Below are 22,489 nucleotides of genomic sequence, written 5' to 3' on the forward strand. Positions count from 1 at the left end.
AGACTCGTCGGCATGAGCACTGACACGACAGGAACGGCGCCGCAGACCGCAGGGATGACCCCCGACGAGCTGCGCGACTTCTACCGCCGCTACATCGAGCTGGCGAACAACCGCGACTTCGACCGCATGGACGAGTTCGCGCACGACGAGGTCATCATGAACGGCACACCGGTCTCCCGGGACGACATGGTGGCCGAGTTCCGCCGGCACACCGATGCCGTCCCCGACCTGTCCTGGGAGCTCCAGGAGCTCCTGGTCGACGGCACCCACGTGGCGGCCCGCCTCGTCGACACCGGGACCCCGGTGGCGGAGTGGAACGGTCTCGCACCGACCGGAGCGACCGTGACCTTCGCCGAGACCGCGTTCTACGAGGTCGTCGACGGCCGGTTCAAGCACATGTGGTACCTCATGGACGGCGTCGCGCTGCAGGCCCAGCTCGCCGAGTAGGCCGAGGTCAGGGGCTGGGCGAGGCGGGGACGGACCGGGCACGAGCCGGGCCGTCCCCGCCGGCTCAGCCGTTGAGATACCTCCACTGCCCCTCGGAGGCGACCTCGACCGCGCCGTCGACCACCGCGATGGCGGTGTCGTCGTCGATCGCGTAAGCCGGACCGCCGAGCCCGGCCGCCCACTTCTCCGCGGCCGCCATCGTGTTCTCCGGCAGCATCGGGTGGTCGACGTGCGGGAAGATCGAGAAGTCGACGACCCCGAGCGTGGTGTCGTCGCCCGACGGGGGCGTCCACTCGACGAAGTCCTGACCGATGCGCGGTGTCAGCACCATGCTGCCCGCGCTCATCCCCACGTACACCGTCTCGGTCAACGACGGCAGGAGCCCGGCGAAGCCGGACTCTCGCATCCAGTGGCTCAGGTACAGGGCGTCGCCGCCCGACACGAGCAGGACGTCGGCGTCCCGGACCAGCGGCACCCAGTGCTGCTCGTCGATCGAGGGCAGCGCGGTGAGCTCCAGGACGCCCACGGACTTCCAGCCCAGCTCGGTCATGGGCTCGTCCGACCGGCCGGCGATGAACCTCCACGCCCCGGTTCCTGGTCCCACCTGGGGGTGCCCGTACATCGCCGTCGGGATGCAGAGGGCGCGGCACTCGGCGACCGGCCGGCCGAGAAGACCGAGCAGCGCGTCGCGGATGGTCGAGTTCCTGATGCCTGCCGAGGTGAGCAGCAGTCGCATGACAGCTCCTGGGTGGACGAGGGTCGGACGAGAACGAGACCATCCGTAGACCTGGTTCGACCAGGAGATTCATCGGTCACGTCTCGCGACCTGGGCGCGACCGCACTAGCGTCGGCACGGTCGGTACCAGCCGCACAAGGAGGACAGGCGATGGGTCTCTTCGGCCGACGTACACCGCCCCCCGCCCGCCCAGTCACCCTGGAGCAGTCTGCCGAGCCCGCCCGGAGCCCGGCGTCCCGGCTGTGGTCCGACGGGTTCGGCCGCGTCGGCACCCGGTCGCTGCAGATCCTCGCGGTCGTCGCGGTCGTCGTCGTCTTCGGGTACGTGGGCACCCGCCTGACCCTCGTCGTCATCCCCGTGCTCATCGCGCTCGTGCTGGCGGCAGCCATCTCCCCGCTGGTGTCGTTCCTGCGCCGCCGCGGGTGGCCCTCGCTGCTGGCGACGTGGGTCGCGCTCCTGGCCCTGGTCGCGCTGCTGTCCGCGATCGTGTGGCTCGTGGTGCGGGCCGTCGTGGACCAGTGGGACGAGCTGGTCCGGCAGGCGCTCGACGGCTTCGACTCCCTCGAGGCCTACGTCCAGGACCTGCCCTTCGACATCACCGACGAGCAGATCGCGTCGGTGCGGGAGTCCGCGTTGAACCTGCTGCAGTCCGACGCCGTGGGTTCCGGCGCCATCGCGGGCGTCTCCCAGACCGCCGACTTCATCGCGGGCTTCTTCATCATGATCGTCGTCCTGTTCTTCTTCCTGAAGGACGGGCCGGCGATGTGGGAGTTCCTGCTGCGACCCTTCGAGGGCCATCGCTACGAACGTGGGCAGCGCGTGGGCAGCGCAACCGTCAGCACGCTCGGCGGCTACGTGCGCGGCACGGCGATCGTGGCGCTGGTCGACGCGATCGGCATCGGGATCGGCCTCGCGATCGTGGGGGTGCCGCTCGTCGTCCCGCTGTCCGTGCTCGTCTTCCTGCTCGCGTTCATCCCCCTGGTCGGCGCCACGGTGGCCGGCATCCTCGCGGCCCTGGTCACGCTCGTCGCCGTCGGGCCGGTCGAGGCGCTCGTCGTGGTCGCGATCGTCATCGCCGTGAACCAGCTCGAGGGCGACTTCCTCCAGCCGATCGTGATGGGCCGGACCCTGCGCCTGCACCCGCTCGTCATCCTGTTCGCCCTGACCGCGGGCACGGTGCTCGCCGGCATCACCGGCGCCGTCCTCGCCGTGCCGGTCGCAGCGTCGATCTGGCGTGCCATCCAGGTGTGGGACGGGCCCGACCTGCCGGCCCGCTTCGCCCGGCAGAAGCGGCCCGAGACGGTGACCAGTGTTCGAGATGAGAAATCCTGAGGCCTTCCGGAGCGCCCGACGATCGTGGTCAGATGTCGCCCATGATCCCGCAGACGACCCGGAGCACGGCCTCGCTGGAGAGCCACACCGGGCTCACCTCCCTGACCGAGATCACCAGCAGCCCGGACCCCCAGGAGCACTACGCCCGGTTGCGTGCGCAGTGGGGCCCGGTGGCGCCGATCGAGATCGAGCGCAAGGACGACGTCGTGATCCCGGCGTGGCTGGTCCTGGGGCACTCCGAGAACTGTCACGTGATGCGCTCCGAGTTCGACTTCAGCAGGAACGCGGCCAACTGGCGGTGGAACGCCGAGAACCTGCTACCTGCCGGCACGGCGATCGGCACCTACACCCCGGCGGAGCCGCGCCCGACGGCTTTCTACCACGACGGCGACGAGCGGAAGCGGCTGCGCGAGCCGCTGGACGACGCCCTGGCCGCCCTCGACGAGCGGGTGGTCCGCGAGCGGACCACGGACATGTGCGAGCGCGTCATCGACCGGATGGGCCCGTCCGGGAGCGGTGACCTGGTCAAGGCCTACTGCCGGCCCATCGGGTTCCTCGCGATGACCACCACGCTCGGGTTCGACCTGGAGACCGGGGCCATGCTCATGGCCGACGCCGCGGCCCTGGTGAGCGGCGACGGCGACCAGGTCGCCCGGGCCCAGGCGAACACCGCGGCGATCGTCCTGGAGCACATCCGCCAGCGGCGGGAGGACGGCGGGCAGGACCTGGTCTCGTACCTCGCGGTCCACAAGAACTTCGCGCACGACGGCGAGATCGCCAGCAGCGCGATCGTGCCCGTCAGCGCGGCTGCCATCTTCCTCACCGCGTGGATCACGCAGACGCTGCACCAGATCCTGGCGGACCGGAGCCTCGCCGCCCGGGTCGCCGGCGGCCGCCTCACGCTCGACGGCACGCTCGACGAGGTCCTGTGGCGCAGGTCCCCCATCGCCCAGTCGCCCGCGCCGCGGTTCGCCCTCACGGACATGGAGCTCGGCGGGCACCGGATCCGCAAGGGCGACGCCCTGGTCCTGGCGATCGCCGCGGCGAACCGGGATCCGGCCGTGCACACCGGCGACGTGTGGGACGAGGTCGACAACCGCTCCCACCTGTCCTGGGGCACCGGGCCGCACGCCTGCCCGGCACCCCGGCTGGCCCGGCTGATCGCCCGCACCGCCGTCGACCAGCTCCTGCGGCACATGGACGTACAGCTGACCGGGTCACCCGGTGACCTGCCCTGGGCGTCCTCGGCGTGGGTGCGGCACGCCGAGCGGCTCCCCGTGACCTGGCGGGCCGCCGACCACGGCATGGGAGACGCTGCGGCTACACCGCAGCGAGCCCCTGGGTGAAGAACCCGGTCAGCTTCTCGACGACCGGTCCGACGAACCCGGGCCTGTCGTAGAGGTCGACGTGGCTGGCGCCCTCGACCCAGTGGAGCTCCTTGGGCTCGTGCGCCTCGGCGAAGGCGAGGGTGCCCATGTGCTTGGTCACCGCCTCCGTCCCCTGGACGACGAGCAGCGGTCGCGGCGCGATCAGGCCGACGAACCGGAACTGGTCGGAGGTCGCGATGCGGTCGACGCTCGACCAGGTGAACTCCGTGGCGGAACGCGGGTGCGCGCCTCGCTCCGTGCGGTAGTACTCGAAGCCCTCGAAGCCGTGCCGACCGCCGAGCGCCCGGGCCTCCTCCGCGGTTCCCGGGAAGACCGGGAACATGCCCGTGCCCTCGCCGCGCGCCTCGGCGGTACGGGCGACCGCGGCGGCGTCGAGCATCCCCTGGACGACGGTCGAGGGCTGGGACCCGTCGGCGCCCTCGCGGAACTGGCGCCCGACGTCGACGCCGCTCACGGTGGCCAGTGCTCGCACCCGGTGGTCGCCCGCCGCCGCCGCGATGCCGTAGCCGCCCGAGGCGCAGATGCCGAGCATCCCGATCCGCCCGGCGTCCACCTCGGGGCGGGTGGCGAGGTACGAGACCGCCGCCTTGAGGTCCTCGATGCGGTGGGCAGGATCCTCGAGCCCGCGCGGCAGCCCGCCGCTCTCGCCCTGGTAGGCGGCATCGAAGGCGAGGGTGACGAAGCCCTGCTCGGCCAGACGCGCCGCGTACGTCCCGGCGGTCTGCTCCTTGACGCCGGTCCCGGGGTGTCCGACCACAACCGCGGGGAGCGGGGCGGCGGCGTCGGACGACGGAAGGTAGAGGTGGCCGGCGAGGGAGATGCCGGCGCTGTCGAAGATGACGTCTGTTCGGTTCATGCGACCAGGTTGTGCCGCTCGCTCGCTCCGCAACAGCGTCGGGTTCCTCCCGGGGAAGGATCCTGCCCTCCCACGCCGTCCCGCACGCTCGCAGAATGGTCCGTATGACCCCACCCGTCGATCCGGAAGAGCTCGGTGCGTTCCTCAAGGCACGCCGGGCCGAGCTCGATCCCCACGCCGCCGGCCTCCCCGAGACCCTGTCCCGGCGCAAGGTGCCCGGGCTGCGCCGTGAGGAGGTGGCCCAGCTCGCGGCGATCAGCGTGGACTACTACACCCGCCTCGAACAGGGTCGCGTCGCCGCGTCCGCCTCGGTGCTCGCCACGCTCTCGTCGGCCCTCCGCCTCGACGAGGACCAGCAGCGCTACCTCTACGAGGTCGCCGGCAAGGCCGATGCCCGGCCCCGTCGCCGCCGTGCCCGGCAGGCCCTGCGCCCGGCGATGCGGCGGCTGCTCGACCAGCTCACCGACACGCCGGCGATCGTGCTCGGCAAGCGCATGGACGTCCTCGCCTGGAACGCCGCGGCGGTCGCCCTCTTCGTCGACTTCGGCGAGATCCCCGCGCCGCGGCGCAACTACGTCCGCCTGCTCTTCACCGACCCGACCGTTCGCGCGCTCAACGTCCGGTGGGAGCACGACGCGCGGGACGCCGTCGCCGCGCTGCGCATGGAAGCCGCCGCCGACCCCGACGACCCCGAGCTCGCCCGGCTCGTCGGCGAGCTCGCCGTGGCCGACCCCGACTTCCGCCGCTGGTGGGCCGAGCACCGCGTGAACAGTGCCACGTACGGCACCAAGCAGTACCGGCACAGCGTGGTCGGCGACCTGACGCTCGACTGCGACACCTGGTCCAGCCCGGACGGCAGCGGGCAGCGGCTGATGGTGCTCACCGCCGAGGCGGGGTCGCCGTCCGACGAGGCGCTGCGCATCCTGGCCTCGTGGACAGCGTCCGCGGAGGCAACGAGCGCGGCGACGGAGTCGGCGTGACGGCGCCCTGGACCGCAGCCACGCAGGCGGTGCTCCGCGACGCGTTCTCCCTGCACCTCTCGGCCGGCCCCGCCGGCCCGGACGCCCTCGAGGTCGAGGTCGGCATGGTGCTCGTCGACGGCGAGCTCTACGTCCGGTCGCAGCGGGGCACGACGTCGCAGTGGTATCGCGCCGCGATCCGCCACGGCGAGGGACGCGTGCGCGTGGCCGGCGAGACCGTCGCGGTCCGCTTCGAGCCCGCGGCGCCAGAGGCCGCGCCAGCGGTGGACGCGGCGTACCGGAGCAGGTACGGGGCGCCCGCCTCCTTCGCCGTCGGCCGGACAGCCCGCGCCGCGACCCTGCGCATCTCTCCGGCGTGACGACTCCGGTCGGGCCACACCCCCGCCGGAGACCGGCGCCTCACCCCGCCCGCGCCAGGTACGGCCGTCGGGTCGAGCCCGCGCGTGCTGATGTTCCTGTGGGGCAGTAAGGACGGCCTGATCAAGGCGCTCCTGCGCCGGACGCGCGAGGACGAGCTCGGGGTCCTGGCCGCTCGCCAGCCCGCCCCCGAGCGGGACGCCCCTGACGGAGCGGCGCGCCGCACGCTCGCCCTCGCCGTGCTCCGGGGCGCCCTGCTCGACCTGCTCGCCACCGACGACGAGCCCCGGGTCACCGGGGCCGTCGCGCTCCAGCTCAGCCTGCTGCGGGCACCCCGCTGAGCCCGGCCGCCAGGCCTGCCAGCACCTCGGCCGCCGCGCGCGGCCGGACCAGCCACGAGAGGTGGCTGGACGCGAGGGTGTGCACGTCGTACGGGTTGCCGGGCGTGAGCGCGTCGCCCTCACGGATCATCCGGTCCTGCATAGCGGGCGGGATGCTCGTGTCCGCGTCCAGCCGCACGTACGAGCGGGGGATCGTGCCCCAGGTCTCCGCCTGGGCGCGGTCCTCCGACGTACCCACGTCGAGGTTCTCGTCCGGCTGGAACGTGGTGAGGAACGTACGGAGCTCGTCGTCGGTGCCGTCGGCGAGAAACGCCTCCTTCAGGCCGGCCAGCACCGCCGGGTCGGCCGTGCGGAAGTTCGCACGCAGCAGGCCCAGCGCGGCCGGGTCGCCGGCGACGACGGCCGCGAGCGCCCCCGCGTCGACGTCGGCCATCTCGGGCTGGGCGTAGTAGTCGCCCACGTCCAGGTCGACGGGTGCCCAGGCGGAGACGTAGACGATGCGGTCGACCAGGTCGGGGCGGGCGTTGGCGACGGCAGTCACGGTGATGCCGCCCCGGCTGTGGCCGACCAGGATCACCGGGCCGTTCTTCCTGGCACGTTCGAGGACCTCGATGACGCGTGCCGCGTTGTCGGCGAGGGTCACGCCCTTGATGGCGCCGGGCGTGGTGGCGAGGCCGGCCAGGTCCTGCGGCGCCTGGTAGGCGGCCGGGTAGGTGGCCTCGAACCCGTGGCCGGGCAGGTCGACCGCCGCGGAGCGGTGCCCGTGCAGGGCGAGCTCGGCCTGCAGCGGCGCGAACGAGAACGAGTTGGCGAAGGCGCCGTGGACCAGCACGAACGTGGGTGACATGGCGCCAGATGCTACCCAGGTGGCGGTCAGCCGCCGGGATTTTCGAGGAAGGCCTCCATCCCTCCGCCGTCCGCCAGCCCGATGATGTTGCCCGCCGGGTCGGTGAACCAGGCGCCGTCGCCGCCCTCCATGAACCCGCGCACGATGCCCTTCTCGTCCTGGTCGAAACCCTCGTAGTGCTGGAAGGTCACGCCCTGGGCGGCGAGCTCGTCGACCACCTCGTCGACGTCGTCGACCGTCAGGTGCATGACGGTGAACGGCGCGGGGACGTGGTCGTCCTTCTGGTAGACGAAGACGGCGGCGCCGTCGCCGAGGTCGAGCACGATGCCGGCCCCCTCGTCCAGGGTCGACACGCTCAGCCCGAGCGTGTCGGCGTAGAACGCGCGCGCCGCGTCGATGTCGTTCGTCGCGAACGTCGGCAACACATTTCGTACGTTGACCATGGCTGTCTCACTCCTTCGTGATCACCGGCAACCGCACGGCGGGTTCCCGTCGGGAGCACCGGACCCTTTCCACACTGCCACCGTGGTGCGCGGGCGCAAGCGGCCGACAGGGGTCGGCCCGGACATCACCCGCGGGCCGGCGCGGCGGGAAGCCGGACCGGGCGCCGGGTCGGGACCGACGGCGCCTACTGGCCCACGCGCCCGTCGATGCGTTCGCGCAGGATGTCGGCGTGCCCGCAGTGCCGCGCGTACTCGACGATCTGCGACACGATGCCGTCCCGGAGCTGGAGGTCCCCGCCGTCGGGCCCGAGGTCGGAGGCGCCGACGTTCCAGCTCTCGAGGTCGGTGACGGTGTCGAGGTAGCGGTCGGTGGCCGCCATCTCGGTGTGCCACTGTCGCCAGGCGTCCTGGGCGACGGCCGGGTCCGCGACGGCGCCGTTCCAGTCGGCGTCGCGGTCGTCGTCGGTCCGGTAGAGCGGCGGCGCGTCCTCGCCGGCCATCACCCGCCGCAGGTGCCGTTCCCCGTCGGCGAGGTGCCGCACCAGCCCGAGCAGGGACATGGTGGACGGCGGCGCGGAGCGGCGGGCGAGCTGCTCGGCGTCGAGCCCCGTGCACTTGAGCTCCAGGGTGAGCCGGTAGTAGCGGAGGTAGTCGAGCAGCATGGCGCGCTCGTCGCCGGGCGGGACGTCGGTCTCGCGGGGGTCGTCGTCGGGGTCCACCCACATGTCGGGGAAGACGGTCGACCCGGTCCACCGGGTCGCTGGAGGCGCTTCGGCGTCGTGCTCCGTGGGTTCCATACGATCCAGGGTGGACCGTGCCGGCGCCTCGGGCCACGGGATTTCCGCCGGGCCGCCCGGCTAGGGCGCGGTCCCGGCCGATGCCCGCATCACGGCCCGCCGCTCCGTGGGCCGGCTGACCTCGACGAATCCGGCGGCCTCGAACATGCCGACGGTGCCGACGTAGAGGTCGCCGCTCCCCACCTTCCCGTCGGGACGGGGCAGCAGCGGGTAGCCCTCGACCGCCGTCGCGCCGCGGTCCCGGGCGAAGCCTAGCGCGGCCCGTGCCAGGGCGGTCCCGATCCCTTGCCGACGGTGGCCTTTCCGGGTGACGAAGCAGGTCACGGACCACACGGTCGCGTCGTCGCGGTCCTCGTCCCGGCCGGCCCAGACCAGGCGGGACGTACGCAGCCGCGGGTACGCGGTCCGCGGTTCGACGGCGCACCAGCCCACGGGCTCACCGTCCAGGTAGGCGACGAGTCCGGTGGTCGACGGCGCCTGCGCGTCCCCGCACCCGGTCTGCTCCGCGAGCGCGCGCTGCCGTTCCGGGCCGCCGAGGGCGTCGAACTCCGCGTTGGTGAACTTGAACCACTGGCACTGGCACCACTGCGGGGTGCCGCGCTCCCCGAACACCGCCTGGAGGTCGTCCCACGACACCTCGTTGGCGGGGTGGACGACGATCTCACGCGGTTGCGTCGCGGTCATGCGGCCAGGGTAGAGGGCGCCCGGCTAGGGCGCGGTCCAGGCCGCCGCGCCGCCGCACGCCGCGAGCTCCTTGCCGTCGGCGAGGACGCGCACGTCGAACCACGTGCCGGCGGCGACGTCGAGGTCGGAGCCCGGTGCGGTGAGGTTGACCTCGGCGTCGTGCCGGTCCTCGTCCGCCGAGATGGTCCGGGTGTGCGTGAACCCGGCGTCGTCCTCCCAGGCGTCGACGCTGCCCGTGCCGATGTCCCAGGACCGGGAGACCATCGGTTCCTCGCCGGCTCCCGGCCGGACGTCGAGCTCGACCCGGTACCCGGTGTCGCGCGCCGACGGGTCGCTGGCCCACGCGATCGACGCGCCCGGGCTCACCGAGCGGGTCTCCCGGACGGTCCACAGCCGGCGGTCCCGGTTGATCGACACGGACGCGGCCGGCGTGATCTCTCCGCCGGTCAGGGCTGGTCCGGCGTGCTCCAGCTCGCACAGGGGCTCGCCGACCAGGCTCTCACCGCTCCCGCTGCTGATCGGCACGCAGTAGCCGATCCCGAGCACGCAGGTGACTGCCGCCGCCACGTGCACGGCGACGCGCGGCCGCCGCGGGAGGTCGGGCACCGCGCGCACCACGACGGTCCGCACGATCGAGTCGGCGAAGGTCTGCCGCCTCGCGTGCCAGAGGGGTCGCAGGTAGCCGATCAGGAGGATCGCGTCGAGCACGTGCAGCACCCAGCGCGCCGACGTCCGCCACAGCCCGGCCGGCCGGTGGTCGTCCTCGCGGACCACCCTGATGCCGGTCACGAGCTTGCCCGGGGTCCAGCCCGTCAGTGCCTGGAGCACCAGCAGGGCCACGAGGGCCGCGACCGGAACGAGGACCAGGGGACCGCTCGACCAGCTCTCGGTGCCGGCCGCGCCGAGCACGGGTGTGAGCGTGACGGGAGCGAACCCCACGCCGAGCGCGAGCCAGGTGACACCGGCCAGGATCGCGTCGTCGAGGATCGCCGCGACCACGCGCTGTCCCCACGAGGCGTACGCCGGTCCGTCGACGGCGGTCGGCGGCCCAGGCGCGACGTCGGGCGCGACGGCCACCCGCGACGGGGCGGCGTCCGGCGACGCGCCGCCGCCGGACGCGGACCCGTCGCCGGCCCTGGACCCCGCGCTGCTCACCATCCCTGGATCATGGCAGCGCGGGTGCCCGTCCGCCAGGAATCACGCCTGGTAGCGGTACGCGTCCCAGGCGCCGAGGAGGTACTGGATGCCCAGCGCCCGGTCGTACAGCCCGTACCCGGGGCGAGGCTTGTTCGTGGTGTTCTCGTCCCACAGGTGGCGGCCGTGGTCGGGCCGGATGTAGCCCTGGTAGTTCGCCTCGGCGTACGCCTTCATGATGCCGGTGGTGTCGACGCTGCCCTCGCACGCGCGGTGCGCCACCTCGGTGAAGTCCCCGTTGTCGAAGTGCTTGATGTTGCGCACGTGCGAGAAGTGGATGCGGTCCATGAACGTCTTGACCGCGTCGACGGGGTCCTGCTCCGGGTTGGCCGAGAAGCTGCCCAGGCAGAGCGTCAGGCCGTTGTACGGGCTCGGGTTCAGGTCGAGCACGCGCGCGATGCCCTCCTTGGTCGAGACCACGCGCGGCCAGCCGAAGACGTCGAAGGGCGGGTCGTCCGGGTGCACGCCGAGCTTCACGTCGACCTCCTCGCAGGTGGGGATCACCGCGTCGAGGAAGTACTTGTAGTTCGCGTACATGTCGTCGTGCGTCACGCCCTCGTACGCGGCGTTGAGCTCGCTGAAGCTCGCCAGCCGCTCGGGCTCCCAGCCCGGGAGGGTCAGGCCGTGGGTGTTGGCCTCCATGTCGGCGATCAGGCTCTCGGGCGACATCTTGTCGACCACGGCCTTCTCGTAGAACAGCGCGGTCGAGCCGTCGGGCAGCGGGTGCCACAGGTCGGTGCGCAGCCAGTCGAAGACCGGCATGAAGTTGTAGCAGACCACCTTCACGCCCGACTGCCCCAGGCGGCGGATCGTCGTGATGTAGTTCTCGATCGCCTCGTCGCGGCTCAGCCCGAGCACGGTGCGGCCGAGCTTGATCGACTCGTGCACGTTGACGGACTCGACCACCTCGGCGTCGAAGGTCTTCGTGATGCCCTGGGCGCGCGCCGCGTCGGACAGGCCCGTGATCTTCGCGATCTCGGCGTCGATCTCCGCCTGCTCCCACACCTCACCGGCCTGCTTGTGGTGCAGGCTCCACACGATGGTCTCCACGCCAGGGATCTGGCGCACGTGATCCAGGGTCACGGTGTCGTTGCCCTCGCCGTACCAGCGGAAGCCCATCTTCACAGCGGTTCTCCTCGTCGTCGTTGTCCAGCCGCTCTTGTATACATCATGCCCGCCCCGGCGGGCGGGGCGGGCACGATGCTCACGGAGTGGTTGGCGGCGTGGTCCGCGGAGCGCCTCCGGACGGCGCCCCGGACGGCTCAGAGAGCCGTGAGGCGCAGCCGCATCCGGACCGGTGCGGCGTGCAGCTGGGCGTTCGGCAGCACCCCCGGCCCGCAGGCCGCGCTGCCCACGCCGTGCTGGGCGGCGTCGACGTGCAGCCACAGCCGGCCGTCCGGCACGAGCTCGTGCGGGTGCGCCGCGCGGTCGAGCGCCTCGTCGGACCACGGCCGCAGCGACAGCTCGAACCCGACCTGCGGCCGGCCCCCGACCGTCACCTCGCCCGAGTCGATCCGCAGCCCGGAGCCGTCCGCGAACGACACGGCCGCGCTCGTGACGCCGCGCCGGGCGCCGTTCTCCTGCGGGTGGGTGTACCGGGTCTGCCAGTCGGCGACCGTGTGCTCCCACGCGCCCCCGAGCGCCGCCACCTTCGAGTCCGCGTACGACTCGTCCGGGCCGAGGCCGGTCCAGCGCACGCCGGCCTCCGCTGCCCGCGGCTCGTCGAGGGCCAGCAGCAGGCCGAGCCGCGCGACGCTCTGCGGCGACGGACCCTCCGGCCGGAGGTCGAGGATCAGATCCACGGCGTCCGGCGCGTCGGCCACCGGCTGCCAGCGGTAGCGCGTGGCAAGACCCGTACGGATCGCCGGTCCTGCAACACGCCCGTCGATCTCCAGCGTCCCGTCGTCCGTGACCCCGACGCCGGCGATGCGCTCACCGAGCAGGGTCAGACCTGCCCGGTGCCAGACCTGCGCGTCGGACCGCTCCCCTCGGCCGGGGCGGCGGTCGTTGTCAGTCGAGGCCCGCCAGGCGTCGGCGCGGAAGACGTGCACCGCACGGCCGCCGAGCTCCTGGAGGCCACCCCGGCTGTCGAACCGGGCCGGACCGGCTCGGAACCCGCCGTCGGCCTCCACCGTGACCCGGCCGGCCGGAGCCGCGAGCGGCGCAGGCTCCACGAGGAGGAGCTGACCCGCGCCGAGCACGAAGCCAGGCTCCAGCCACCCGTCCTCGAACGCGTCCGGCTTCTCCTGGACCGCGCGCAACGTCCACCAGACCGGCGCGTCGCCGGGCTCGGGCAGGGCGAGGTCCGCCGGCGGCCGGACGACGGCCTCGGTACCGGCGTCGAGTGCCAGCTCGAGGGTCCCGGCCGCGAGCTCCTCGTCGCCGCGGTGCAGCGTCCAACGGAGCTCCGCGTGGCTCGTGTCCCTGAAGACATAACGGTTGCGGACCAGCAGCGAGCCGTCGTCCCGGGCGTCGATGCGGATCGGGGCGAACACCGCCGCCGTCTCCAGCAGCCCCGGCGAGGGCGTGCGGTCCGGCAGGAGCAGGCCGTCCGCGATGAACGTGCCGTCGTGGAGACGTTCACCGAAGTCGCCGCCGTACGCCGAGAACAGGACACCGTCGTCGTCGGTGCGGGTCAGGCCGTGGTCGATCCACTCCCAGATGAAGCCGCCGAGCAGGCGCGGGTACCGGTCGAAGAGGGCGTCGTAGTCGGCGAGGCCGCCCGGACCGTTGCCCATCGCGTGCGCGTACTCGCACTGGAGGAACGGCATGGCCCGGCGGCGGACGTCGGCGTCGGCGCGCTCGAACGGCGGCTCGATGCCCTGGCCGATGAGATCGACCTCCTCGCTCTCGGCGTACATCCGGGAGTACACGTCCACGTGGTCGCTCGACCAGTCGCCCTCGTAGTGGACGGGACGTGCCGGGTCGAGCGTGCGGATGGCGCCGGCCATCGCGGCGAGGTTGCGGCCGACCCCGGCCTCGTTGCCGAGCGACCACATGATGATGCTCGCGTGATGGGCGTCGCGGCGCACCATCCGGGTCACCCGGTCCACGAGCACCTCGGTCCACTCGGGGTCGTCGACCGGGTTGCCGACCCAGCCGTCGACCTCGAACCCGTGCGTCTCCAGGTCGTTCTCGTCGATGACGTAGAGCCCGTGGCGGTCGCACAGGTCGAGGAAGTGCGGGTGCGGCGGGTAGTGGCTCGTCCGGACGGCGTTGATGTGGTGCCGCTTCATGAGCAGCACGTCCTCGAGCATCCGCTCGGGTGTCACCGAGCGCCCGCGCAGCGGGTCGAACTCGTGCCGGTTGACGCCACGGAGCTTGATGGGCCGCCCGTTGACGAGGAACACGCCGTCCTCGATCGAGATGGTGCGGAAGCCGACGGCGAGCGTCACCGTCTCGGTGTCCGTGGTGACGACGACGTCGTAGAGCCGCGGCCGCTCGGCGCTCCACGGCTCGACGGCCGCGCGCAGCTCCTCGCCGGCCGCTCCCTCGACGCCCAGCTCCGGCACCACGACCCGCGCGGCGACGGCGTCCGCGCCGGGCAGGATCGTCGCGGCGTCCACGCGCAGCGTGCCGACGCCGGTCACGTGGTCGTAGTCCGCGTGCACACGGATGTCGTCGAGGGCACCGTCCGGGCGGTGCTCCAGCGTGACGCCGCGGAAGATGCCCGAGAGCCACCACTGGTCCTGGTCCTCGATGTACGACATGGCCGACCACTGGGTGACGCGGACGGCCAGCAGGTGCTCGCCGCCCTGCCGCAGCCGACCCGTGAGATCGATCTCCGTGGGCAGGCGAGAGCCGTGCGACGTGGCGAGCAGCTCGCCGTCGAGCGCCACCTGGAACCAGGAATCCACGCCCTCGAACCGCAGCAGCGTGCGGCCGCCGTCCGGCCAGTCGGCGGGCAGCCGCAGCGTGGTGCGGTACTCGCCCGTCGGGTTGTCGTCCGGCACGTGCGGCGGCTCGACCGGGAACGGGAACAGGACGTTGGTGTAGGCGGGCGTTCCGTATGGCCAGGCGTCCGGGGCCCCGGCGAGCTGCCAGTGCCCGGGTACGGACACACGGTCCCAGTCGTCGCCGGGTTCCGCACGGTCCACGCCTGTGTCGGGGCGCGGGAACAACCGGAACCGCCACTCGCCGTCGAGCGAGACGGCGGCGGCGCTGGAGGCGCCGGCCGGTGGGCGGAATCGCGGTGCGACGACACCGTCCGGCGTGGCGACGGACTCGTGGGTGATGGTCATGACTCCTCCAGCGGCGTCGGGTGGGGAAGCGCGAGCGAGCGCCGGTCGCGACGGTACCGCGCCTCGTCCTGCCGGCCGCCTCCCGTTGTCAGATCATGGACAGATGGCCAGCTTGCTGCACGCCGTCCGCTCCCTCGTCGCACCGCTGACGCGCACGCGGCTCTTCCGCGCCGCAGGCCCCGTGGTGCTGCCGCCCGCCGAGCGCGCGCTCGCCTGGGCCTCCGGCGGCCGGCTGCAGATCAGCGCGTTGCTGGTGCCGTCCCTGGTGCTGCACTCGACCGGGGCGCGGTCGGGCAAGCGGCGCGACACCTACCTCATGTACACGCCCGACGGGCGGGGCCGGGGAATCGTCGCGGGCTCGGCGTTCGCCCAGGGCCGGCACCCCGCGTGGACGTACAACCTGCTGGCCCACCCGGACGCGAGCATCAGCGTGCACGGCCGCCGCATCCCGGTGCGCGCGACGCTCGTGGAGGACGGCGAGCGCGACGCGGTCTGGGCGCAGATCGAGAGGCAGTGGCCGGGCTACCGCCAGTACGAGCGGGCCTCCGGCCGGGTGGTACGCCTCTTCCGGCTGGAGCGGCCGGACCGGGCGTAGCCTCGTCGGCATGGCTTACGACCTGGAGCTGGCCGACGAGATCCGGCACGCCCTGGCCGGCGAGGACGGGCTGTCCGAGCGGCGTATGTTCGGCGGGCTGTCGTTCCTGGTGGGCGGCAACCTCGCCGTGGCGGTACGCGGCGACGGGCTGCTGGTCCGGGTCGGGGCCGACGACGCCGAGAAGCTGGCGCGCACCACGGCGGCCCAGCGCGCGGTGATGGGCGCCCGCGTGATGGCGGGCTGGCTGGACGTCCCGGCGGACGCCGTCGCGACCGAGGCCGAGCTCGGCACATGGGTGCGGCGTGGGGTGAGCTGGGCCCGGACGCTGCCGGCCAAGTAGCGCTTCCGTCAGCCCTGCTGCCGCGCCAGCATCTCGCCGATCACGCGCGCGCCCTCCGGGAACGCGCCCGGGTTCGGCCCCGAGTAGTTGAGCCGCAGGTAGGCACCGGTCGGCTCGGCCGGGAACCACTCGTCGCCCGCCGCGATGATCACGCCCGCCGCCTCGCAGTCCCGGACCAGGCGGGCGACGTCCGTCGTGTCGGGGAACCGCACCCAGAGGTTCAGGCCGCCCCGGGGCACCGACTCGACGCGCGCCTCCGGGACGTGCTCCCGCAGCGCACCGAGCAGCAGGTCACGCCGGCCCGCGAGCTGCTGGCGCAGCCCGCGCAGGTGGGTGCGCCAGGCGGGCTGGGTCACGACGTCGAGCGCGACGGCCTGCAGTACGCCGCTCACGTACATGGACTCGGCCTGGGCGCCGGCGAGGATACGGTCGCGGGCCGGTCCCCGGGCGACGAGCCCCGCGACCCGCACCGCCGGCGAGACGCTCTTGGCCAGGGAACGCAGGTAGACCACGTGGCCGTTGTCGTCGCGGGTCGCGAGCGGCACCACGTCCTCGGCGATGCCGAAGTCGTGCGCCCAGTCGTCCTCGATCACGTACGCGCCGTGCTGCCGCGCGAGCCGGAGCACCTCGTCGGAGAGCGCGGCCGTCCAGCGGGCCCCGCTCGGGTTGGCGAAGTGGGGCTGCGCGTACAGGGCGCGCGCCCCGGTCTGCTCGAACGCGCGCGCGAGCGCCTCCGGGTCCGGGCCCTCGGGACCGCTGGGCACGGGGACGACCCGCACCCCGACCTGGTCGGCCGCGAGCAGGGCGCCCCAGTAGGTGGGCGACTCCACCAGCAGGGGCCGGCCCTCACCGACCAGGGCACGGAAGGTGATGCTGAGGCTGCTCTGGCTGCCGGGGAAGACGACGACGTCGCTCGGCGCGGGCGGCGCGACGCCGACGGGCGCCGCGGCACCCACCTCGGCCGCGAACCAGGCCTGCAGCTCCGGGACCCCGGCGGCGGGCGACCGCGTCACGGCGGCCTCGCTGCGCGCCGCCCGGGTGAAGGCGGCGCGGACCAGACGCTCAGGCAGCAGCTCGCGGTCCGGGTATCCCGAGTGCAGCGCGATGACGTCGTTCGGGACGGTGTGCTGGGCCCGGGACAGCTGCTGGGCGGGCTGCTGGCGGGGGCCGAGCGCCGCCGTCTGCCAGCCGAAGTCGTGGGGGCGGGCCACGCGCACGGCCCGGACGAACGTGCCGATCCCCGGCCTGGTCTCCACCACGCCCTGCGCCACCAGGGTGCGCAGCGCCTTCTGCACCGTGACCGGGCTCGCCCCGTAGCGGGCCACGAGCTCCCTGCTGGACGGCAGCCGCGCGCCGGGGGCCGCCGCCGCGATCCAGTCGTGCAGGCCGGCGACGATCCGTCCGCTGCTATCGTCATACATGACAGCCAACAGTAGCGCTACCCTCACGACGGACCGCCCGCTATCGGCCTCCCGCGCCGGACTCTGGTGGGGGCTCCTCGGGGTGCTGGCCTTCTCGTTCACCCTCCCGTTCACCCGCGTGGTCGTCGGCGACGGCGCCATGTCGCCGCTGTTCGTGTCGTGCGGGCGCGCGGTCGTGGCCGCGGTGCTGGCGTCGGCCGCGCTGGTGATCACCCGACAGCGCCGGCCCCGCGGGCGCCAGTGGGCGCGGCTCGCCGTCGTCGCGGCCGGTGTGGTCGTCGGCTTCCCGGTGCTGACCTCGTTCGCGCTGACCACCGCGTCGGCCGGCCACGCCGCCGTCGTGATCGCCCTGCTGCCCGCCGCCACCGCGGTGCTGGTGGTGCTGCGCGGGCACGAGCGGCCCCGGGCGTCGTTCTGGGTGATGGCCGTCCTGGGCGCGGTCGCGGCGATCACGTTCGCCTCGGTCCAGGGCGACGGGTTCGGCGGTCCGCACGGGTCGGACCTGCTCCTGCTCGCCGCCGTGGTCGCGTGCGGGTTCGGCTACGCGGAGGGCGGGCTACTCTCGCGCGAGCTCGGCTCGTGGCAGACGATCTCCTGGGCCCTGGTGCTCGCCGCGGTGCCGATGGCGCTGCTCACGACGGTCGCGGTGGTGCGGCAACCGCCGTCGGGGTCGCCGCTCGACTGGGCGCTGTTCGGCTACCTGGGGGCCGTGAGCATGTTCCTGGGCTTCGTCGCCTGGTACCACGGCCTCGCGATCGGCCCGATGGCGCAGGTCAGCCAGGTGCAGCTGGTCCAGCCCGTACTGGGGATCGCCTGGGCGGCGCTGCTCCTGCACGAGCAGATCGGCTGGCCCACGGCGCTCGGCGGGGCGGCCGTGATCCTCTGCGCGGGTGTGGCCGTCCGGTCCCGGCTGCGCCAGCCGGGCTGAGGGGCACCGTCCGGCGTCGGGCAGACTGGGCGCACACCCCGACCCTCCTCCGGAAGGATCCCGCATGCCCCCGATGTCCCGTCTGGGCCGCCTGTTCGCCGTCGTCGCCTGGATCGAGGCGTTCACCTGGGCCGGACTGCTGGTCGGGATGTTCCTCAAGTACGTCACCGAGACGACCGAGGCCGGGGTGTGGCTGTTCGGCCGCCTGCACGGCGGGGCGTTCGTGCTCTTCGTCGTGGTCACGCTGATCGCGGCCGTGCGGCTGCGGTGGGGCTGGTTCCGGACGCTCGTGGCGCTGGCCTCGGCGGTCCCGCCGCTGACCACGCTGCTCGCCGAGTGGTGGCTCAAGCGGACGGGCCACCTCGCCGACCCCGCCGAACGGGAGGCCGCGCGGACGCCGGACGCGGAGCTGCAGCCCACGCGGTGACGCCACTTGAACCTCACGTCGCGTGAGGGTCCAGCCTGGCGTCATGATCAACACCTACCCCGCGTTCGACGTCAGCCCCGTCCCCGTTCCCGGCCCGGACGCCCGGGCTCCCGAACCGTTCCACGGCATCTACGGCATGCCGATGTTCGTCTCGGTGCCCACCGCCGACCTGGCCGCGTCCACGGACTTCTGGGTGCGCGGGCTCGGCTTCTTCGAGCTCTTCTCCGTCCCCGGCCAGGTGGTCCACCTGCGCCGCTGGACGTTCCAGGACGTCCTGCTGGTCCCGACGGGCCGGCCGGGCGAGGCGCCCGCGCTGGGCGTGAGCTTCTCGTGCGTGCTCGACCAGGTCGAGGAGATCGCCGCGGCCTGCGAGGAGGTGCTGCCCGGCAGCACCACCGGACCGCGGACGATGCCCTGGGGCTCGGTCGAGCTGGAGGTCGTCACGCCCGAGAACGCGCGGGTGGTCATGACGGCCGCCCGGCCGTACGACCCGGACAGCGCCGTGGCCCAGAACCTGCGGGACATGGGGATCGAGGGACCCGCGGTGTGATCCGCCTGCGAGACTGGGCGGGATGACGTACGCGAGCGCCACCGACGCGGTGCCGCCGGACGGGCTGACCGTCGGCGGCGCCGCGTCCGTCGTGGGCGTCACGGTGCGGACGCTGCACCACTGGGACGAGACGGGACTCGCCCGCCCGTCGCAGCGCACGACCGGCGGGCACCGGCTCTACGACGCCGCCGACGTCGCCCGGCTGCACCGGGTGCGCCTCTACCGTGAGCTGGGCCTGCCGCTGGCGGACATCGCGGCGCTCCTGGACGCGCCGACCGACGACGCCGAGCAGTCCCTGCGTCGGCAACGGGACGAGGTGCGCGAGCACATCGCGCGCCTGCAGCGGTCGGCGGACGCGCTGGACCGGATGATCGAGGCGCGCCGGTCCGGCGTGCTGCTCTCCGCCGAGGAGCAGGTGGCGATCTTCGGCGCGGCCTGGCAGCCGTCCTGGCCGGTTCAGGCACGGGAACGCTGGGGCGACAGCGAGCAGTGGGCGCAGTACGCCGAACGGTCGGCCGAGCGTGGTCCCGAGGACTGGCGGCTGATCGTCGAGGCCCTCGGGGCGCTGCACGCGGACCTCGCCGCGGCCGTGCGCAGCGGCGTCCGGCCCGGGAGCGAACAGGCGAACGTCCTGGCCGAGCGGCACCGGGCCTCGATGGGGGCCTACTTCGACTGCACGCACCCGATGCAGGTCTGCCTGGCCCGCTCGTACGTCGAGGACCCGGGATTCCGATCCTTCTACGACGGCATCGAGCAGGGTCTCGCCGAGTGGCTCCGCGACGTGGTCGACGCGAACGCCCGGGCCCACGGCGTCGACCCGGCGACCGCTACCTGGGCCTGACCCCGCGCACGGGCCCTGGCGGCTCGGCCTGTGTCGAAAAGCACGTGTGGCACACCGGGTCGTTGTCGTAGCATCGAACGGTCGGCTGTGTGGCGAGCTCGCCCGGCCGGCGCACCGGACACCACGAGGAGCGAGAGATGCGGGTATTCACCGCGGGATGCGGGGCGGCCGTCGCGGCCTGCTCGGGCGGCGTCCTGACCCGCGCTAAAGCTCGCTGACCTGGCACTACGCCGTACCGCACCGACCGCTCGCGCGGTAGTGCGCGCTGCGGCCAGGCGTCGGAGGGCGGGCGCGGCATCGTCCCCTGCCCTGCCGCCAGCCGGCCCGGTGACCGATCCGCTTCGGTGACCGTGGCGCCGTCGTGCACTCGCGCGACCGTGAACGCCGGCCGGTGGCCTCCGCACGACCGGAAGCCGAGAAACCTGATGAACCCCCTGACCGAGAAGCAGATCCGCGCGTCCTTCCAGAACGCGAGCAAGCGGGAGGCCGCGCAGGCGACCCTCCCCGACCTCGACACCCTCGACTGGGAGCGCCTCGACTACCTCGGATGGCGCGACCGCAAGGCGCCGCTGTCCGCGTACGTGGTGCTCGAGCTCGACGGCGTACCGACCGGGGTGCTGCTGCGCGCCGCCGACGCCAAGGCGGGCGGCAAGCGCACCAAGGGCGTGTGCGCCTGGTGCGAGGACGTCGTCGTCACCGAGGACGTCTCCCTGTACGTCGCCCGCCGCGGCGGCGCGTCCGGACGCAACGGCAACACGATCGGGACGCTGATCTGCACCGAGTTCGCCTGCTCCCGCAACGTACGGCGCACGCCCACGTTCACCGAGGCCGGCAACGACCCGGCCGTGCGTGAGCTGATCACCGACCGCCGCATCGCCGGTCTGCGCGAACGCGCCGCTCGGTTCGTGGCAGAGGTCGGCAGTACGCGCTGACCTTCGCGTCGGGCGCACAGGTCCCGCGGGCCTGTGCGTCCGACATCCGCGGGTGCTGCTGCCGGGACGCCCGGACCCAGGCGCACCTGTGCCGGCTCACGCCGCCACGCCGTCCTCGGCCCGGAGGCGTGCGGCGGCCGCTATCGCGGCCTCGCACCACACGACGGCGGGCCGGTCGACGGCGCCGCGCATCACGATCTGGCGGCACAGCTCGCCCAGGCCCTCGGTCGCCGCCCGCTCGGCGTCCACCCCGGGGAACATCCGGTGCACGGAGAAGACGACGGCGCGGCGGTGCGCGGCCCACTCCGAGGGGTTCGAGGCCAGTCCGTAGGTCCTGCTCTTCGTCGCGGTCATGCCCTACAGACGCGGCAACCCGGCCGATGTCACAGCACTTCGGCAACTTCCTTCGGAGCTGTCTGCCGGCGTGGCGACGTAACCTCGCCACGTGCCCCTCTCCGACCGCGAGCCCCGCCTCGACTCCGCCGACACCCCGGTCCTGTTCACCGCCTACCTGGACTACTACCGGCAGGCCGTGGACCGGAAGGTGCGCGGCCTGTCCGACGCCGACCTGCGCACCTCCCGGCTGCCGTCCGGCTGGTCGCCGCTCGAGCTCCTGATCCACCTGGTGCACATGGAGCGCCGCTGGTTCCGGTGGGGTTTTCTGGGCGAGCAGGTGGACCGGCCCTGGGGCGACCACGCGGGCCAGGACCCGCACGGACCGTGGGCGGTGCCCGACGGCGTGGGCCCGGACGAGCTCCTCACCGCGCTGCACGCCGGGGGCGAGGCGACGCGCGAGGTGCTCGCCTCCCACGACCTCGCGGAGCACGGGGCGCTCGGCGGCCGGTTCACCGAGGACCCGCCCACGCTCGCCTGGATCTGCTTCCACGTGCTGCAGGAGTACGCCCGCCACGCGGGGCACCTGGACATCGCCGCCGAGATCGCGGGTGGCGCGACGGGCGAGTAGCCGCCCGCACACGACCTGCACGGATGTTCGCCGTGGCGCACGCATCCCGCGACTAGCCTCCGGACATGCGCATCCCCGCCGAACGCCGTCCGTCCAGGTCAGCACTGCGCACAGCCCTGTGGACGACGGCGGCCGGGGTGGCCGTCGTCGCCGTCCTCGGCGTGCTCGTGGCGACCGGGACCGCCTGGCCCAACCGGATCCCGGCCGCGGCCTACGAGGTGCGGGGCGTGGACGTCTCGCACTACCAGGGCGAGATCGACTGGGACGTGCTCGCCGCGCAGGACCTCGACTTCGCGTGGATCAAGGCCACCGAGGGCGCGTCGCACACCGACCCCCGGTTCGCGGAGAACTGGGCGGCCGCGACCCGGACGGACCTGCTCGTGGGCGCCTACCACTTCATGAGCTTCGAGAGCCCGGGGGCGGAGCAGGCCGCGCACCTCGCGAGCGCGGTACCCGCGACCCCGGGCACGCTCCCACCCGTCGTCGACCTCGAGTTCTACGGCGCCTACTTCGACGACCCGCCGGCGCCGGAGCGGGTGCGCGCGATCCTCGATCCCCTGGTCGCGGGCATCGAGGAGCACTACGGCGTGCCGCCGATCGTGTACGCGACCGAGGAGGCGTACGACCTCTACCTCGCGGACCGCTACCCCGACCTGCCGGTCTGGATCCGGTCGGTCGCGTGGACGCCCCGGCTGTCCGACGGCCGCGACTGGACCGTCTGGCAGTACTCGAACCGCGACCGGCTGCCCGGGTACGACGGCGAGGAGCCGTACATCGACCTCAACGTCTTCGCGGGCACGCGCGACGAGCTGGCAGACCTCACGCTGCCGTGACCACCCTCCCCCGGG

26 protein-coding genes are annotated in these 22,489 nt (G+C 73.3%); 15 read left to right on the forward strand and 11 right to left on the reverse strand.

The genetic code is table 11. The features are described 5' to 3' along the window. The first annotated feature begins 12 nt into the window (after positions 1-12). A complete protein-coding gene (locus AB0I29_RS17860) occupies positions 13-447 on the forward strand; it encodes an ester cyclase (protein WP_285101711.1) in 435 nt (144 codons plus the stop codon). Positions 448-511: 64 nt separating this feature from the next. Here AB0I29_RS17860 and AB0I29_RS17865 read toward each other — a convergent pair whose 3' ends face one another. After that, a complete protein-coding gene (locus AB0I29_RS17865; RefSeq protein ID WP_285101710.1) occupies positions 512-1,183 on the reverse strand; it encodes a Type 1 glutamine amidotransferase-like domain-containing protein in 672 nt (223 codons plus the stop codon). A gap of 150 nt (positions 1,184-1,333) precedes the next feature. On the opposite strand from AB0I29_RS17865, the gene AB0I29_RS17870 reads away from it, so the two are divergent. Both AB0I29_RS17870 and AB0I29_RS17875 read left to right on the forward strand, forming a co-directional pair. Beyond that, on the forward strand, positions 1,334-2,515 hold the full coding sequence (locus AB0I29_RS17870) for an AI-2E family transporter (RefSeq protein WP_285101709.1): 1,182 nt from the start codon (positions 1,334-1,336) through the stop codon (positions 2,513-2,515). 41 nt (positions 2,516-2,556) lie between these two features. Further along, complete coding sequence (locus AB0I29_RS17875) at positions 2,557-3,861, forward strand: cytochrome P450 (RefSeq protein WP_357483821.1); 1,305 nt, start codon at positions 2,557-2,559, stop codon at positions 3,859-3,861. Here AB0I29_RS17875 and AB0I29_RS17880 read toward each other — a convergent pair. Beyond that, complete coding sequence (locus AB0I29_RS17880) at positions 3,836-4,759, reverse strand: alpha/beta hydrolase (protein ID WP_357483824.1); 924 nt, start codon at positions 4,757-4,759, stop codon at positions 3,836-3,838. The genes AB0I29_RS17875 and AB0I29_RS17880 overlap by 26 nt on opposite strands. A 104-nt stretch (positions 4,760-4,863) precedes the next feature. Between AB0I29_RS17880 and AB0I29_RS17885 the strand changes: the two genes are divergently transcribed. The 3 genes from AB0I29_RS17885 (at position 4,864) to AB0I29_RS17895 (ending at position 6,437) form a co-directional block, all read left to right on the forward strand. Further along, positions 4,864-5,739: a helix-turn-helix domain-containing protein gene (locus AB0I29_RS17885; RefSeq protein WP_357483827.1), complete on the forward strand. Its 876-nt coding sequence runs from the start codon at positions 4,864-4,866 to the stop codon at positions 5,737-5,739. Next, positions 5,736-6,098 (forward strand): DUF2255 family protein, encoded by a 363-nt coding sequence (locus AB0I29_RS17890; RefSeq protein ID WP_285101705.1) that lies wholly within the window; start codon positions 5,736-5,738, stop codon positions 6,096-6,098. Before AB0I29_RS17885 ends, AB0I29_RS17890 begins: the two co-directional genes overlap by 4 nt. Positions 6,099-6,182: 84 nt before the next feature. After that, positions 6,183-6,437 (forward strand): hypothetical protein, encoded by a 255-nt coding sequence (locus AB0I29_RS17895; protein ID WP_357483830.1) that lies wholly within the window; start codon positions 6,183-6,185, stop codon positions 6,435-6,437. Here the strand turns inward: AB0I29_RS17895 and AB0I29_RS17900 are convergent. The 7 genes from AB0I29_RS17900 to AB0I29_RS17930 all read right to left on the reverse strand — a co-directional run bounded on the left by AB0I29_RS17900 (position 6,412) and on the right by AB0I29_RS17930 (position 14,643). Then, the gene (locus AB0I29_RS17900; RefSeq protein ID WP_357483833.1) at positions 6,412-7,284 is read right to left on the reverse strand and encodes an alpha/beta fold hydrolase; all 873 of its coding nucleotides are present in this window, start codon (positions 7,282-7,284) and stop codon (positions 6,412-6,414) included. The genes AB0I29_RS17895 and AB0I29_RS17900 overlap by 26 nt on opposite strands. Positions 7,285-7,310: 26 nt before the next feature. After that, positions 7,311-7,727: a VOC family protein gene (locus AB0I29_RS17905; RefSeq protein ID WP_357483836.1), complete on the reverse strand. Its 417-nt coding sequence runs from the start codon at positions 7,725-7,727 to the stop codon at positions 7,311-7,313. 185 nt (positions 7,728-7,912) lie between these two features. Next, complete coding sequence (locus AB0I29_RS17910; RefSeq protein ID WP_285101699.1) at positions 7,913-8,524, reverse strand: DinB family protein; 612 nt, start codon at positions 8,522-8,524, stop codon at positions 7,913-7,915. 60 nt (positions 8,525-8,584) lie between these two features. After that, positions 8,585-9,208 (reverse strand): GNAT family N-acetyltransferase, encoded by a 624-nt coding sequence (locus AB0I29_RS17915; RefSeq protein ID WP_357483840.1) that lies wholly within the window; start codon positions 9,206-9,208, stop codon positions 8,585-8,587. Between the two features lie 24 nt (positions 9,209-9,232). Next, a complete protein-coding gene (locus AB0I29_RS17920) occupies positions 9,233-10,366 on the reverse strand; it encodes an RDD family protein (RefSeq protein ID WP_357483844.1) in 1,134 nt (377 codons plus the stop codon). A 39-nt stretch (positions 10,367-10,405) separates the two neighbouring features. Beyond that, positions 10,406-11,521: a mannonate dehydratase gene (locus AB0I29_RS17925; protein WP_285101923.1), complete on the reverse strand. Its 1,116-nt coding sequence runs from the start codon at positions 11,519-11,521 to the stop codon at positions 10,406-10,408. 143 nt (positions 11,522-11,664) lie between these two features. Next, complete coding sequence (locus tag AB0I29_RS17930) at positions 11,665-14,643, reverse strand: glycoside hydrolase family 2 TIM barrel-domain containing protein (RefSeq protein WP_357483847.1); 2,979 nt, start codon at positions 14,641-14,643, stop codon at positions 11,665-11,667. A 103-nt stretch (positions 14,644-14,746) separates the two neighbouring features. Here AB0I29_RS17930 and AB0I29_RS17935 point away from each other — a divergent pair, with 103 nt between their 5' ends. Both AB0I29_RS17935 and AB0I29_RS17940 read left to right on the forward strand, forming a co-directional pair. Beyond that, on the forward strand, positions 14,747-15,238 hold the full coding sequence (locus tag AB0I29_RS17935) for a nitroreductase family deazaflavin-dependent oxidoreductase (RefSeq protein WP_285101695.1): 492 nt from the start codon (positions 14,747-14,749) through the stop codon (positions 15,236-15,238). A 10-nt stretch (positions 15,239-15,248) separates the two neighbouring features. Beyond that, the gene (locus AB0I29_RS17940; protein WP_357483852.1) at positions 15,249-15,578 is read left to right on the forward strand and encodes a TfoX/Sxy family protein; all 330 of its coding nucleotides are present in this window, start codon (positions 15,249-15,251) and stop codon (positions 15,576-15,578) included. Between the two features lie 8 nt (positions 15,579-15,586). Here the strand turns inward: AB0I29_RS17940 and AB0I29_RS17945 are convergent, their stop codons facing one another. Then, positions 15,587-16,999, reverse strand: coding sequence for a PLP-dependent aminotransferase family protein (locus AB0I29_RS17945; protein WP_357483855.1), 1,413 nt, complete (start codon positions 16,997-16,999; stop codon positions 15,587-15,589). Here AB0I29_RS17945 and AB0I29_RS17950 point away from each other — a divergent pair. The 5 genes from AB0I29_RS17950 (at position 16,998) to AB0I29_RS17970 (ending at position 20,677) form a co-directional block, all read left to right on the forward strand. Further along, entirely contained in the window at positions 16,998-17,927 is a 930-nt protein-coding gene (locus tag AB0I29_RS17950) for a DMT family transporter (protein ID WP_357483858.1), read from the forward strand. The genes AB0I29_RS17945 and AB0I29_RS17950 overlap by 2 nt on opposite strands. A gap of 64 nt (positions 17,928-17,991) precedes the next feature. Next, positions 17,992-18,354, forward strand: a complete 363-nt coding sequence (locus AB0I29_RS17955) for a DUF3817 domain-containing protein (RefSeq protein WP_357483861.1) — start codon at positions 17,992-17,994, stop codon at positions 18,352-18,354. A 43-nt stretch (positions 18,355-18,397) separates the two neighbouring features. Next, positions 18,398-18,904 carry a VOC family protein gene (locus tag AB0I29_RS17960; protein WP_357483864.1) on the forward strand — a complete coding sequence of 169 codons (507 nt, stop codon included), beginning with the start codon at positions 18,398-18,400 and terminating at the stop codon, positions 18,902-18,904. A 22-nt stretch (positions 18,905-18,926) separates the two neighbouring features. Then, entirely contained in the window at positions 18,927-19,745 is an 819-nt protein-coding gene (locus tag AB0I29_RS17965; RefSeq protein WP_357483867.1) for a MerR family transcriptional regulator, read from the forward strand. A gap of 425 nt (positions 19,746-20,170) precedes the next feature. Continuing rightward, positions 20,171-20,677, forward strand: coding sequence for an FBP domain-containing protein (locus AB0I29_RS17970; protein WP_285101688.1), 507 nt, complete (start codon positions 20,171-20,173; stop codon positions 20,675-20,677). 96 nt (positions 20,678-20,773) lie between these two features. On the opposite strand, the gene AB0I29_RS17975 is transcribed toward AB0I29_RS17970, so the two are convergent. After that, complete coding sequence (locus AB0I29_RS17975) at positions 20,774-21,031, reverse strand: hypothetical protein (protein WP_285101687.1); 258 nt, start codon at positions 21,029-21,031, stop codon at positions 20,774-20,776. Positions 21,032-21,122: 91 nt separating this feature from the next. Between AB0I29_RS17975 and AB0I29_RS17980 the strand changes: the two genes are divergently transcribed. Both AB0I29_RS17980 and AB0I29_RS17985 read left to right on the forward strand, forming a co-directional pair. Next, positions 21,123-21,641, forward strand: coding sequence for a DinB family protein (locus tag AB0I29_RS17980; protein ID WP_357483871.1), 519 nt, complete (start codon positions 21,123-21,125; stop codon positions 21,639-21,641). A gap of 65 nt (positions 21,642-21,706) precedes the next feature. Further along, a complete protein-coding gene (locus tag AB0I29_RS17985) occupies positions 21,707-22,474 on the forward strand; it encodes a GH25 family lysozyme (RefSeq protein WP_357483874.1) in 768 nt (255 codons plus the stop codon). Positions 22,475-22,489: the final 15 nt, after the last annotated feature.

The organism is Promicromonospora sp. NPDC050262 (assembly GCF_040655935.1).
GTDB lineage: Bacteria > Actinomycetota > Actinomycetes > Actinomycetales > Cellulomonadaceae > Promicromonospora.